Below are 14,321 nucleotides of genomic sequence, written 5' to 3' on the forward strand. Positions count from 1 at the left end.
ATTAATATAGGAGCGTTAGCCCATGAAGCGCCGCAGTTGCGGCAAGCTGGCCTTGGCGGCGCGGCGGCCTTCTTCGATGGCCTCGCTGGCGCGATGAAAATCCAGCAGCCCCAGGTTGGCCAGCGCAGGCGCCACCACCACCTCGGGCGGATCGCCGGCCATGCGGCTGCGGGTGATGCGCATCTGCATGATGGCAACGCTGGTCATCACCACGTCCAGCATTGACGGCACCCGCTGCACATCAGCCGCTGCGGGCTCGTCGGCGCGCCAGGGTGTGAGGCGCTGCATCCAGCCGCTGCTCTTGGGTGGCTCGGGCTCGGGCACCGCGTCGGAATCTGGTGCAGGCGTCTGCACCACGGCCAGCGGCTGCATGTGGCGGTGCAGGATGTCGGAGTTCAGGTCTACACCAATCACGATGTCCGCCCCCATGGCGCGCGCCAGCGACGTGGGCACGGGATTGACGATGCCGCCATCCACCAGCAGCCTCCCGTCTGCCCGCGCCACGGGCGTGAACAGGCCCGGCAGCGCAATAGAGGCACGCACCGCGTCGGCGATGGAGCCATGGCGCAGCCACACTTCAGCGCCCGAATGCAGATCGGTGGCCACAGCCCCAAAAAGCATGGGCGACGATTCGATATCAAAGTCCGCGAAATTGCGGCGCCAGAAGGCAATCAGCTTTTCGCCCTTGAGCATGCCGCCCGTGAGGTTGAAGTCCATGAAGCCGAATACATCGCGCATGCCCAGGCCCTGCACCCAGTCGGCAAAACGATTCAGTTCGCCCGCCGCGTAGGCGGCCCCCACCAGCGCGCCAATCGAAGAGCCGCAAACGATGTCGGGGCGCACTCCCTCCTCGTCGAGCACCTGCAGCACGCCGATATGCGCCCAGCCACGCGCCGAGCCGCTGCCCAGTGCCAGCCCCAGCCGGGGTGCGCGCCGCGACAACGCCATCAGGCCCCTTCTGCGGCGGGGGTTCCGCCCGCGTGCTGCAGCAGCGCCAGCATGCCCGCCTCGTCCAGCACGGGCACGCCCAGTTCCTGCGCTCTGGCCAGCTTGCTGCCCGCGTCTTCGCCAGCCACCACATAGCTGGTTTTTTTGCTGACCGAGCCGGCCACCTTGGCACCGGCGGCTTCAAGCATATCTTTGGCAGCGTCGCGGCTCAGGGTGGGCAAGGTGCCGGTCAGCACCACGGTCTTGCCCGCCAGCACCTGGGGCGCGCGCTCTGCCGGGGCGCCTTCGGGCCAGGTCACCCCGCAGGCGCGCAGCTGCTCCACCACCTCGCGGTTGTGCGGTTGCTGAAAGAACGTGTGCAGGCTTTGCGCCACCACGGGGCCCACATCGGGCACCTGCAGCAGCTGCTCGACGCTCGCATCCATGATGGCGTCCAGCGTGCCAAAGTGCCTTGCCAGGTCTTTGGCCGTGGCCTCGCCCACATGGCGCAGCCCCAGGCCAAACAGAAAACGCGGCAAGGTGGTCTGCTTGGATTTTTCGAGCGCGGCCAGCACGTTTTGCGCCGACTTTTCGGCCATGCGATCCAGCGCGATGAGGGATGTGAGGCCCAGCCGATACAGGTCGGGCAGCGTGTGGATCACGTTGGCATCCACGAGCTGGTCCACCAGCTTGTCGCCCAGGCCCTCGATGTCCATGGCACGGCGCGCGGCAAAGTGCAGGATGGCCTCCTTGCGCTGGGCCGGGCAGAACAGGCCGCCGGTGCAGCGGTGGTTGGCTTCGCCCTTCTCGCGCACCACATCGCTGCCGCACACGGGGCAGGTTTTGGGCATTTTGAAGTTGGGCACGTAAACGGTGCGGTGGCCGGGCACGGCAATTCCGCCGGGCCGCCCCAAGGCGAGTCCAGCCCCCTCGGGGGGCATCACGCCCACCACCTCCGGAATCACGTCGCCCGCGCGGCGTACGATCACCTGGTCGCCCACGCGCACGCCCTTCTTGCGGATCTCGAACAGGTTGTGCAGCGTGGCGTTGGTGACGGTGACGCCGCCCACAAACACCGGCGCCAGCCGCGCCACCGGCGTGAGCTTGCCGGTGCGGCCCACCTGCACGTCGATGCCCTCGATGCGCGTGGCCATCTCTTGCGCAGGGTATTTGTGCGCCACGGCCCAGCGCGGCTCGCGGGTCTTGAAGCCCAGATCGCGCTGCAGCTGCAGCGAATTGACCTTGTAGACCACACCATCAATGTCGTAGGGCAGCGCATCGCGGCTGGCACCCACCTGCTGGTGAAACGCTATCAATTCAGAAGCACCCACCGCAATCTGCACATGGGCTGCGACCGGAAAACCCCAAGATTTCAGCGTCTGCAGCATCTCGTAATGGGTGCGAAACACCGGCCCGCCCTCGGCAGGCGGCGTGATGGCGCCCAGGCCGTAGGCGAAAAAGCTCAGGGGGCGCTGGGCGGTAATGCCCGAGTCGAGTTGGCGCACGGCCCCCGCAGCGGCGTTGCGCGGGTTCACAAAGGTCTTGCCGCCCTGCTCGCGCTGGCGCTCGTTGAGCGCGTCGAAGTCGGCGCGGCGCATGTAGACCTCGCCGCGCACTTCGAGCAACGGGGGTACGCCTTCTGGCAAGGTCAAAGGGATTTGCCGGATGGTTCGGACGTTGTGCGTCACGTCCTCACCCACCTCGCCATCGCCGCGCGTGGCAGCCTGCACCAAGCGCCCGTTTTCGTAGCGCAGGCTCATGGCCAGGCCATCAAACTTGGGCTCGGCCACGTATTCGATGGCGGGGTCGGCATCCGACAGACCCAGCTCGCGGCGCACGCGGGCGTCAAATGCCTGCGCGCCGGTGGCCTCGGTGTCGGTTTCGGTGTGGATGCTGAGCATGGGCACCGCATGGCGCACGGGCGCCAGGCCGTCCATCACCGCACCAATCACGCGCTGCGTGGGCGAGTCGGGGGTGATGAGCCCGGGGTGCACGGCCTCCAGGGCCTGCAGCTCGCGGTAGGCGCGGTCGTACTCGGCGTCGGGCACGGTGGGCGCGTCCTGCACGTAATACTGGTGTGCCCAGTGGTTGAGCTGGTCGCGCAGTGCTTTTATTTTGATAGCTGCCTGCGCTTTATCCACGGGCTCTTGGGCCGAAAACAGGTCAAAATTCTCGGTCATGACCGCACAACGGCTCAGCTAAAGAGACGCCGCGCCAGCACCGAACCAGCTGACAGTTCGCGCTGGTCGAGCTGGTCATAGAGCAGTTCCAGGTCGGCGGCAATCGGGTCCATGGCCATGGCGGGCAGCGGGGTGCCGTTTTGGTCGCACAGCACGCCGTCCATGGCCTCGCACAGGGCGGCGGCCACCTCGCGCAGGCGGGCAAAGGGTTGCTCGCTGCGGTGCACCTGGGCGACATCCAGGCTCAGGGTGATGTCGCGGATGGCGGACTGGTCGGGGTCTTCGGCCAACGCGGCCTGCGTGTCGTAGCCCAGCGTCAACACGGGCGGCAGGCCCGGGGCACTGGCGGGCAGCACCAGCCTGCCGGGCATGGCGCCCACCACAAAGCCCACGCGCGCGGCATTTTGCTGCACGTAGCCGGGGCTCCAGGCCGCATGGCGGGCGCGCAGCATGAAAGACAGTTGCGCATCGTGGTCGCTGGCGAACTGATCGAGTTCGCGGGCGCGGGCCACTTCCTGCAGCATGTCGGGAAAATCGGGCGCCGCATTGATGGCGTCGGCAAACGCCTGGGCCTTGACCACAAACTCCGAAAACTCGATCTCGTTGAGCGCGCCCGTGCGGTTGGCCAACTGCACGCCGGCCTGAAAGCTTTGGTAGCGCTGGCCGGGCGCGGGGGTCTCCCACTGCTGCGTCACCTCGTTGAAACCCTCGATGGCAAAGGGCTTGCTGCCCGCGCGGCGCGTGGGCGGCAGCGCCGCCAGTGCGGCGTCGCCCGACACCGATTGCTCGGGCTGCAGCGTGGCGATGATGTCGATCAGCGGGTCCAGCCCCAAACGGCGCTCGTGCAGCAAGGGCGGCACGGGCAGCTCCATGGCATCGTCGGCATCCACCGTGTGGCTGGCGGGCTCGGGGCCGCGGTCCAGGCCGTGAAAGGCTCCGCCATCCACGGGCTCGGCTACATCGGTATCGAACGCCGGCTCCTGGCGCAGCGCGGGCTCGGCAGTGCGCTCGGGCTCTTGCGGCACGGCGCGCTTGGGCGCGTTGCGGCGCGAGGTCCAGGTGTTGTAGGCCACGATCAGGGCCAGCACCAGGCCGCCGATGATGGCCAGACTCAGTTGCAATGTGCTCATAAAAAATATTCTTGGCTATCCGTTGCGTTGCACACGCCCAGCCGCGCTTGAAACTGGCGCGGCCCATGCCAGGGACGCCGAACAAGGGCCGCCCCGCAGCGAGGGCGTCGTCCCCTTGAGGGGAAGGCACGAAGCGACTCAGGGGTGCTCATAGTTCCGCCATCGACAAGGCAGACTCCATATCGACCGCCACGATGCGCGAGACGCCCTGCTCCTGCATGGTCACGCCAATCAGTTGCTCGGCCATTTCCATGGCGATCTTGTTGTGGCTGATGAACAGGAACTGGGTTTCTTTGCTCATGCTGGAGACCAGCTTGGCATAACGCTCGGTGTTGGCGTCGTCCAGCGGCGCATCCACCTCATCGAGCAGGCAAAACGGCGCGGGGTTGAGCTGGAAGATTGCAAACACCAGCGCAATGGCCGTGAGCGCCTTTTCGCCGCCCGACAGCAGGTGGATGGTCTGGTTCTTCTTGCCCGGTGGCTGCGCCATCACCTGCACGCCCGAGTCCAGAATCTCGTCGCCGGTGATGATGAGCTTGGCCTGCCCGCCGCCGAACAGCTCGGGGAACATGCGGCCAAAGTGCGCGTTGACGGTATCGAAGGTGCCCGAGAGCAGCTGGCGCGTTTCGCCATCAATCTTGCGGATCGCGTCTTCGAGCGTGTTCATGGCTTCGGTCAGGTCGGCGGTTTGCGCATCGAGGAACACCTTGCGCTCGCTGGCCAGTTTCAGCTCATCGAGCGCGGCCAGATTCACCGCGCCCAGGGCTGCGATCTCGCGGTGCAGTCGGTCGATTTCGCCTTGAAGGCCGCTGATGCGAACGTTGCCTTCCTCGATGGATTTCGCCACGGCCTCCAGGTCGGCCTGCGCATCGGCCAGCAATGTGGTGTATTGCTCCAGGCCCAGGCGCGCTGCCTGTTCCTTGAGCTGGAACTCGGTGATGCGGGCGCGCAGCGGGTCGAGCGCGCGTTCGAGCTGCATGCGGCGCTCGTCGCTGGCGCGCAGCTTGGCGGTGAGGTCGTCGTATTCACTGCGTTGGGCGGCCAGGGCTTTCTCGCGCTCCATCTTCGCCTCCAGCGCCTGCTGCAGGCCGCCCTGCGCCGCAGCGTCGGACAGGCGGGCCAGCTCGTCGCGAGCACGCTGTTGTTCGTCAGCCAGTGCGGTGGCCTGCTGGGTGGCGGTTTCGATGGAGCGAGACAGCTCGCCCCGGCGTGCCTCCAGACTGCGCTGCGAGAACGTGGCCTCTTGCGCCTGGCGCTCCAGCGTGCGTTGCTGTTCGCGGCAGGCGGTGAGCTTGCGCTCGGCTTCGATCACGCGGTCGCCCAGTTGGGCCTCGCGCTCCTGGCTGTCGGCCAGCTGCATGTCGAGTTCTTCAAAGCGTGCCTCAGCGGCCACGCGGCGCTCCTGCAGGTCGGCCAGCTGCGCCTCCACCTCGGCCAGGTCGGCGTCGATTTGCTCGCTGCGCGCGCGGGTCTGCTCGGCCAGTTGGGTGAGGCGCAGGGTTTCCACCTGCAGCTCATGGGCGCGGCTTTGCGTTTCGGTCGCTTCGCGTCGTGCTGCCACCAGGCGCTGCGAGGCGTCGGCGTAGGCAGACTCTGCACGGACCAGGGCGGTGCGCGATTCGTCGGCGATCAGGGCCTGGGCGCGCAGCTCTTTTTCGAGGTGCTCGATCTCCTGCGCGCGAGCGAGCAGGCCGGATTGTTCGGAGTCTTGTGCGTAAAAACTCACGCTGTGGGCGCTGACGGCGTGGCCTGTGGGCACAAACACCACTTCGCCAGGCTGCAGCGTGCTGCGGCGGGCGAGCGCGTCATCGAGCGTGGGCGCGGTATAGCAGCCCTGCAACCAGTCAATCAACACGGCGCGCAGGCCGGCATCCTGAAGGCGCAGCAGGTCCGACAGGCGGGCGTGGGGTGACGATGGCTCGGGGTGTCCCGCAGCGGGGGCGCTGTAGAAGGCCAGGCGCGCGGGCGGTGCGTCGTTGCCGCCAGAGCCCAGGAAGCCGCGCACCATCTCCAGGCGCCCTACTTCGAGTGCGCCCAGGCGCTCGCGCAGCGCGGCTTCCAGGGCGTTTTCCCAACCGGGTTCGATGTGGATGCGGCTCCACAGGCCTTGCAGTCCGTCCAGGCCATGTTTGGCCAGCCAAGGGCGCAGCTTGCCGTCGGTCTTGACCTTTTCCTGCAGCGCCTTGAGCGCCTCCATGCGCGCCGACAGGTCAGCCTGGCGCGCGCTCTCGCTGTTGACGGCCTGCTGGCGGGCGCGGCGGTCGTCGTCGAGCTGGGGCACCGATTCCTGCAGCTCGTGCAGGCGGGCCTCGGTGGTTTCGGCAATTTCTTGCGCTTCTTCAAGCTGCTCGCGCAGGTTGTTCAGGCGGGCTTCATCGGGTGCGGCCAGCGCGTTGCGGTCGGTGCGCAGGCGCTCGAAGCGGGCATCGAGCTGGCGGCTTTGCTCGTCAAAACTGCGCTGCTCGGCGGCCAGCACGCCGATCTGCTGCTGCACCTGCACCACGCTGCTGCGCTGCTCTGCCGTGCGGCTTTGGGCCTGGCGCAGGGCTTCTTCCAGGTCCGGCATTTGCATGGCCTGCTCTTCGACCTGGGCGGCCAGCATCTCGGCGCGCTCTTCGGCATCCACCCCGGCACCGGCCAGGTTTTCCAGCTCGATATCGGCCTCTTCATTGCGGGTCTGCCACTGGGTGATCTGCTCGGCCAGCGTGACCAGGCGCTGCTCCACGCGCTGGCGGCCTTCCACCACGTAGCGGATCTCGGCTTCGAGCTTGCCGACCTCGGCCGTGGCTTCGTAGAGCTTGCCCTGGGCCTGGTTGACCTGGTCGCCTGCGGCGTAATGGGCCTGGCGGATGGTTTCGAGATCAGACTCCACCGCGCGCAGGTCGGCCATGCGCGATTCGAGGTCGTTCACGGCCTGCAGGCCATCCAGGCGCACCTTGGCCTGCTGTTCCTCAGCGTCGGCGCGCTTCAGAAACCACTGCTGGTGCTGCTTGAGCGTGGCGTCGGCCTGCAGCGTGTTGTATCTGGCGGCCACCTCGGCCTGTTTTTCGAGCTTTTCGAGGTTGGCGTTCAGCTCGCGCAGGATGTCTTCGACCCGGGTGAGGTTCTCGCGCGTGTCCGAGAGGCGGTTTTCGGTCTCGCGGCGGCGCTCCTTGTATTTGGAGACACCGGCGGCCTCTTCGAGGAACAGGCGCAGCTCTTCAGGGCGGCTTTCAATGATGCGGCTGATGGTGCCCTGTCCAATGATGGCGTAGGCGCGTGGGCCCAGGCCCGTGCCCAGAAACACGTCCTGCACGTCGCGGCGGCGCACGGGCTGGTTGTTCAGGTAATAGCTGCTGGTGCCGTCGCGCGTGAGCACGCGGCGCACGGCCACCTCGCCGTACTGGCCCCACTGGCCGCCCGCGCGGTGGTCGGAGTTGTCGAACACCAGCTCCACGCTGGCGCGGCTGGCCTGCTTGCGGGTGGTGGTGCCGCTGAAGATCACGTCCTGCATGCTCTCGCCGCGCAGCTCGCTGGCCTTGCTCTCGCCCAGCACCCAGCGCACGGCGTCCATGATGTTGGACTTGCCGCAGCCGTTCGGGCCCACCACGCCGACCAGTTGCCCGGGCAGCATGAAATTGGTGGGCTCAGCGAACGACTTGAAGCCGGAAAGCTTGATCGAGGTAAGACGCACGGGTCAGAGGTGAAGGCAAATAAGAGGAAGTAGCCAGGGAATAACCGGGGCCGCACGCATCCACGGGGAAAACCCGCAGGCTGGAACCGGACCGGAATGATACCGCGCCGACCGGCCGCTCCCTGGCCCGTGGGCCACCTGCCGGGTACCGGCGCAGCCCCTCTGTGGAATATTGGGTAAAAATGGCCTCTAGCGCTTATTCAGCAAGCGCTAGCAGCTATCAAAATTGATAAACAGATGCTGCATCGCGCAGCCCCCGGCGCTGATTCGCCTGCGCCCGGGCTGCGGCGGGAGCAGGCCCAGCGGCCTCCTCGCCATCAGTGGGCAGTGTTGGTGCGCTGCACCAGCGCTTCAAACTCGGCCACGGGCACGGGCGGGCTCAGCAGATAACCCTGCCAGGCGTGGCAATGGTTGCGGGCCAGAAACTCGCGCTGCGCCTCGGTTTCCACCCCCTCGGCGATCACGCGCAGGCCCAGGCTGGTGGCCAGCGCCACCACGGTGCGGGCAATGGCCGCGTCGTTGGGGTCGGTAAGCACGTCGCGCACAAAGCCCTGGTCGATCTTGAGCTGGTCAAGCGGCAGGCGCTTGAGGTAGGCCAGCGATGAATACCCCGTGCCAAAGTCGTCCAGCGAAAACCCCAGCCCGTAAGCGCGCAGCTGGCCCATCTTCTCGATGGTGTCCTCTACATCCTCCAGCAACAGCCCTTCGGTCAATTCGAGCTTGAGGCGGTGCCCGTCGGCACCCGCGCCCGCCAGTGCCGCCAGCACCTGGGGCACGAAACCGGCCTGGTGAAACTGGCGCGGGCTCACATTGACGGCCAGGCTCAGCGCGGCCAGGCCGGGCTGCTGCGCCCACAGCGCCAGGCGCTCGCAGGCCGACTTGAGCACCCATTCGCCCAGCGGCAGGATCAGGCCCGACTCTTCGGCCAGCGGAATGAACTGGGCCGGCGAGATAAAGCCGTTGCTTGGGTGGCGCCAGCGCAGCAGCGCCTCAGCGCCGGTGATGCGGCCATGCTCGATCTGCGGCTGGTAATACAGCTCGAACTGGCTCTGGGCCAGCCCCGCGCGCATGTCCAGCTCCATGGCGGCCCGTGCGCTCACGGCGGCCTGCATCTGCGGGTCGTAAAAACGCAAGGTGTCGCGCCCCGCCGACTTGGCCTGGTACATGGCCAGGTCGGTGCGCTGGAGCAGCTCGTCCACGGTTTCGCGCAGGCCGCTGAAGACGGTGATGCCCATGCTCAGCGAACTGTGGTGGACCTCGCCATCCACCTCGTAGGGCGCGCGCAAGGCCGACAGGATCTTCTGGCCGGTTTCCTCGCTGCGCGCGGCCACCTCTTCGGGGTTGTCGCCCAGGTCTTCCAGCACCACCACAAATTCATCGCCACCCTGGCGGGCCACCGTGTCGTCCTCATGCACGCAGTCGCGCAGCCGCTTGGCCACCTGCAGCAGCAGGGCATCGCCCCGCTCGTGGCCCCGGGTTTCATTGAGGGTCTTGAAGTTGTCGAGGTCCAGCAGCAGCAAGGCGCCGCTGCGCTGGTGCCTGGCGCTGGTGGCCAGCGCCTGCTGCAGCCGGTCCCGCAGCAGGCGGCGATTGGGCAGGTGGGTGAGCGGGTCGTAGAAGGCCAGGTAGCGGATTTCCTCTTCGTCGGCCTTGCGCTGGCTGAGATCCACCAGGGTGAAAAGGTGGCCGCCGTCCACGATGACACCGGCAATTTCCACGGTGCGCTGCTGGCCGTCCTTGCAGTGGATGGTGTATTCACCCGAGGCAATGGTGCCGTCGCCTTCGATGGCCTTGGCGCGCGCTGCCATCCAGGTAGTGCGGGCTTGCTCGCGGTATTGCACGTCGGGGTACACCGTGGGCCACCAGTCTTCGCCCCTGGGAATGTCGTCTTCGGTGTAGCCGCATATCTGCACAAACTGGTCGTTGCGAAACTTCATGAGCCCGTCTGCCTGCACCAGGCACACACCCACCGGCAGGCGCTGCAAAATGCCGCGCAGGCGCAGCTCGCTGCCGCGCAGGCTGTCTTCCATCTGCTTGCGTTCGGTGATGTCCTGCACCACGGCGATGTGAAAGCCGGGCGGCTCGCCCGGCGCCCACATCGAAGACACGGTGAGGTCCACCCACAGGGTGTGGCCATCCTGGTGGAAATAGCGCTTTTCCATGTGGTATTCAAATATGTCGCCGGCTTTCAGGCGCTCCAGGCGGGCCAGGTCCTCTGGCAGGTCTGCGGGGTGGCTGATGCTCTGAAAATCGGTCTTGCACATCTGCGCCACCGAGTAGCCGACGATGTCGGCATATTTTTGATTGACGCGCACAAACCGCCCGGTCTGCGTGTCGATTTGCGCCATTCCCACGGCCGCCTGCCTGAAAACGGCGCTGAAACGCTCTTCGCTCTGGCGCCGGGCATCGTCAGACACTTGCGCCTGCGCCAGGGCCAGCGCACGCTGGCGCCCCAGCAACACCACCAGTGCCGCCAGCAGCACAGAAAGCAGCGTGCCTGCCATGGCAGCCAGCATCGGCAGGCGCCGCTCGGAGGGAGAGAGGAAATCCTTGGCGGGAAAGAAGCTCAGGCGCCAGCGGCGGTCGTGCACCTGTAAATCCACCTCATGCAGCGCCGCCGAGGCCAGTGGCACGCCCGTCAGCGCCAGCAGGGGAAGCCCCTTTGGGTTGCTCTCGGCGCTGCCGCTCTCGCCGTTGCGGCCCTTGGCACCTGCCGCCAGGGCATGCACCGCGCCCCGGTCGGCGATCGACACCGCGATGCCATTCATGTAACCGAGCTCGCGCAGGCTCCCCATCAGGTCGTGCACCCGGATGGTGGAAGCCACCGCGCCCAGAAAAGGGGGCGTTCCGCCCACCGGGGCGGAGCCAAAAACGGGCGCCCGCAGCACAAAGGCCGTGCGATGGTCTTTTTCTTGCAGCAATTCGAACGGCGCGGACACCACGGTTTTACCGGTGTCGCGGCTGTAGTGCATGGCCTCTAGGTTGGCGGGCTGGACACTGATGTCCAGGCCCAGCAGGCCCCTGCTTCCCTCTTCAGGCCAGAGGTACTCAGCCACAAAATACTCGGGGCGCGCGCCCGCGGGGTGAATGGCAAAGTCAGGCAGCCCCTGCGGGTTGACCGACGTGTCGGCCCGCACGCGCGCCTCGAACGCCGCGCGCTGTTCGGCCGTCACATAGCGGGTAAACGCAAGATTGCGCACCCCGGGGTAGCGCTGGCGCACATCCAGTTCGCGGGCGGCACGCTCAAACTCGGCGCGGCTGAGCACGGGGTTGACCATGAACAGGCTGCGCAGGCCATTGACGATTTCGGTGTGTGTGGCCATGCGCTGGGCCAAGGCGTCCGAAAATGCCCGCGCTTCCTGCAGAAAACGGGCCTCGGAGATCGTTGCCACCGACCGCGCCTGCTGCTGTGCCAGCCACAATGTTGTCAAAAGCCCCGCAATGGCAACGGCAAAACCGAGCAGCCAATGCCGGTGGCGGAGCGGGTTACCAGTGAATACCATCAAAATTTGAAGCGTTGCAGTGTGACAGCCAGGTGATGGAGCGCCAAAAAAACCAAGGAAACCGGCCCCGAGAATAGCGGCAATTTCTGGCCCGCCCTTGCTGCAGTGGCACAAAGCAACGCGCAAGGCATTGCCTGCACACCCCATATGGCAACCCCACGCCCATTCGTGCGCAGGCACAATGGGGCCGTCACTCGCATCCCACAGCGCCCCATGCCTGCTTTTCATCCGGTCTGCCGGAATTTTCTTTCTCTGCGATGAAGACCCTTGCCCCCCCGAACGTCGTGGACCTGCTCCTCGACGCCGTGTGCATCGTCAAGGCCGACAGTTCCATCGTGTATGTCAGTCCGGCATTCGAGCGAATCTTTGGCTATGCCCCCGAAGAGGTCATTGGCAGGCGCATGCTGGACATGGTGCACCCGGAAGATCTCGCCGCCACCCAGAGCCAGGCAGAACGCGTGACCGAAGGCCAGCTCCAGCTGCATTTCGAGAACCGCTATGTGCGCAAGGATGGGCAGATCGTCCATATCCGCTGGACGGCACGCTGGGTAGACGACCAGCAGGTGCGCCTGGCGGTGGCACACGACATTACCGAGCGCAAGCACACCGAATCGCTGCAGGCGGCCATCTATTCCATCTCGGAGGCCGCGCAGGCGGCAGAAGACCTGGTTTCGCTGTTTGCGCACATCCACCAGACCATCGGCACGCTGCTGCCTGCCTCCAATTTCTCGGTGGCGCTGCACGACCACCTGACCGACACGGTCAGCTTTCCGTACCACGTGAACGAGCGCCATCCGCCCCCCGCAACCCGCCCACTGGATGCAGATGCCCTGTGCTCGCACGTCATCCGAAACGGGCAGACGCTGCTGCTCACCCCCGACACCCTGCCCCCCACGGCGCCGCACATGGCAGCTGCCCCCCGGCCGCTTTACTGGCTGGGTGTGCCGCTGCACACCCAGGCGGGCGTGATGGGCGCGCTGGTGCTGCAAGGCTACTCCGAGGAGGCGCGTTACTCGCATCGGGACAAAGAGCTGCTGCAGTTCGTCTCGACCCAGGTGGCGTCCGCCATAGAGCGCACCCAGATGCGCAATCGACTGCAGCAGATGGCGCAGTACGACCAGCTTACGCACCTGCCCAACCGCCAGCTGTTTCTCGACCGCCTGAAAACCGCGCTGACCCGGGCGCAACGCGACCAGACCCTGCTGTCACTGCTGTTTGTGGACCTGGACCGCTTCAAGCAGGTGAACGACACACTCGGCCACGCAATGGGAGACTTGCTGCTGCAGCGGGTGGCGCAGCGCCTGCTGGAATGCGTGCGTGCCTCGGACACGGTGGCGCGCCTGGGCGGCGACGAGTTCGTCTTGCTGGTCGAAAGCGGCCATGCGGTCGAACATGCCACAGCGGTGGCAGAAAAAATCCTGGCCGCCTTCAACCAACCTTTTGATCTGGATGGCAACCAGGTCCCCATGTGGCCCAGCATCGGCATTTCCATCTACCCGGACCACGGCAGCGACGAAAGCCTGCTGCTCAGCCATGCCGACACAGCGATGTACCAGTCCAAGAAAAGCGGCGGCAACCAGGTGCGCATCGCCGACCCCACCGGTCGGCCCGGCTTGGCGCCGCAGGACCCGCCGCAGCCTGATGCGCCCCACTGACAGGCTCTGAATGCCCTGCTGCGACACAGTGGTGGCAAAAGTGGCAGTAGTGGCAGTAGTGGCAGCAACGGTACCCCAGCAACGTCGCAATGCCCCCACGGCTTGAGGGCCCGGCGCAGCGCACCCATGCTGCGCGGACGGCAAATCCCGTATTTTCGGCCTTTCCCTACCCTTCGCGAGCCCTGCAACATGCTTTATGCCAGCCTGAAACTGATTCACCTTTTGTCCATCGTCGTCTGGGTCGGCGGCATGGTGTTTGCCCACTTTTTCCTGCGCCCCGCCACCCAGGCGCTGGAGCCCGCAGTGCGCGTGCGGCTCATGCACGACGTGCTTGAGCGCTTCTTTGCCGCCGTGCTGGTGGCCGTGGTGCTGATGCTGGCCAGCGGCGTGTGGATGATCGGCAACTTCGCACGCCAGGTCGTGCAATCGGGTGGCAGCTTTGCCATGCCGCTGGGCTGGACTGTGATGGCCACGCTCGGCCTGGTGATGGTGGCCATCTTCGGCCACATCCGCTTCGCCCTGTACAAACGCCTGCAACGCGCCGTCGCCGCCACCGACTGGCCCACTGGCGGCAAAGCGCTGATCGGCATCCGCACCTGGGTGGGCATCAACCTCGCTCTGGGCGTGCTCACGGTGGCGGTGGCACTGCTGATGTAATCAGCCCTCTTACTGGCCCTCTTGCCAGTCCTGCCACCTGCCCCGTTCCAGCCCGATTGCCACACGCAGCCCTGCCCGCCAAGGCCGCGCCATGCAGGCTGTCGGCAATGGCTGACACAACGGCAAGCCATGCACCTGCGTGCCCCGGCCCGCAGTGCGAGAAGAATGCAGTGATTCACCCTCACCAGGAAACACCATGTCACTTTCGCTGATTCTTCTTATCGTCCTGATCCTCATTCTGGTCGGTGCCTTGCCCACCTGGGGCCACAGCCGCTCATGGGGCTACGGGCCCAGCGGCGGCCTGGGTCTGGTGGTGCTGATTTTGGTGGTGTTGCTGCTCATGGGCAAAATCTGACGCACGCCAAAGCGGCCTGAAGGCACACGCCACCCGGGCGGGCTACACGCTTGCCCAAGGCGTGCAGCAACCCCGTCGCCCAAAGCCGTCCGCCCGTCTTTTCGCTCGGGCCTGGCCTGGCCCACTTCGGGCCGGGCCTTTTGTTGTTGGGGTCGCGCTCAGCAGCTCTTGGGTTGAAGCAGATTAAAAATCAAATGAAATATGGCGTTAGCCCTTATGGGATAAGCGCGAGCAGCTATTG

8 protein-coding genes are annotated in these 14,321 nt (G+C 66.0%); 3 read left to right on the forward strand and 5 right to left on the reverse strand.

Translation table 11 applies throughout. The features are described from left to right. Window positions 1–15: 15 nt before the first annotated feature. From K226_RS0112715 to K226_RS0112735, 5 genes are all read right to left on the reverse strand, one after another. Entirely contained in the window at window positions 16–948 is a 933-nt protein-coding gene (locus tag K226_RS0112715) for a patatin-like phospholipase family protein (protein ID WP_024815178.1), read from the reverse strand. Further along, window positions 948–3,107 carry an NAD-dependent DNA ligase LigA gene (ligA, locus tag K226_RS0112720; RefSeq protein WP_024815179.1) on the reverse strand — a complete coding sequence of 720 codons (2,160 nt, stop codon included), beginning with the start codon at window positions 3,105–3,107 and terminating at the stop codon, window positions 948–950. The genes K226_RS0112715 and ligA overlap by 1 nt, the downstream gene beginning before the upstream one ends. A gap of 14 nt (window positions 3,108–3,121) precedes the next feature. Further along, on the reverse strand, window positions 3,122–4,237 hold the full coding sequence (locus K226_RS0112725) for a cell division protein FtsZ (protein ID WP_024815180.1): 1,116 nt from the start codon (window positions 4,235–4,237) through the stop codon (window positions 3,122–3,124). Window positions 4,238–4,385: 148 nt separating this feature from the next. Then, window positions 4,386–7,910 carry a chromosome segregation protein SMC gene (gene smc / locus K226_RS0112730; RefSeq protein WP_024815181.1) on the reverse strand — a complete coding sequence of 1,175 codons (3,525 nt, stop codon included), beginning with the start codon at window positions 7,908–7,910 and terminating at the stop codon, window positions 4,386–4,388. A gap of 317 nt (window positions 7,911–8,227) precedes the next feature. Beyond that, entirely contained in the window at window positions 8,228–11,413 is a 3,186-nt protein-coding gene (locus tag K226_RS0112735; RefSeq protein WP_024815182.1) for an EAL domain-containing protein, read from the reverse strand. Between the two features lie 257 nt (window positions 11,414–11,670). Here K226_RS0112735 and K226_RS0112740 point away from each other — a divergent pair, with 257 nt between their 5' ends. From K226_RS0112740 to K226_RS19550, 3 genes are all read left to right on the forward strand, one after another. Next, window positions 11,671–13,068: a GGDEF domain-containing protein gene (locus K226_RS0112740; protein WP_024815183.1), complete on the forward strand. Its 1,398-nt coding sequence runs from the start codon at window positions 11,671–11,673 to the stop codon at window positions 13,066–13,068. Window positions 13,069–13,257: 189 nt separating this feature from the next. Beyond that, window positions 13,258–13,725, forward strand: a complete 468-nt coding sequence (locus tag K226_RS0112745; protein WP_024815184.1) for a CopD family protein — start codon at window positions 13,258–13,260, stop codon at window positions 13,723–13,725. A 196-nt stretch (window positions 13,726–13,921) separates the two neighbouring features. Further along, window positions 13,922–14,080: a DUF3309 family protein gene (locus K226_RS19550; RefSeq protein ID WP_081739379.1), complete on the forward strand. Its 159-nt coding sequence runs from the start codon at window positions 13,922–13,924 to the stop codon at window positions 14,078–14,080. Window positions 14,081–14,321 lie beyond the last annotated feature (241 nt).

Origin of the sequence: Acidovorax sp. JHL-3, from assembly GCF_000526295.1 — a bacterium.
Classification (GTDB): domain Bacteria; phylum Pseudomonadota; class Gammaproteobacteria; order Burkholderiales; family Burkholderiaceae_C; genus Acidovorax; species Acidovorax defluvii.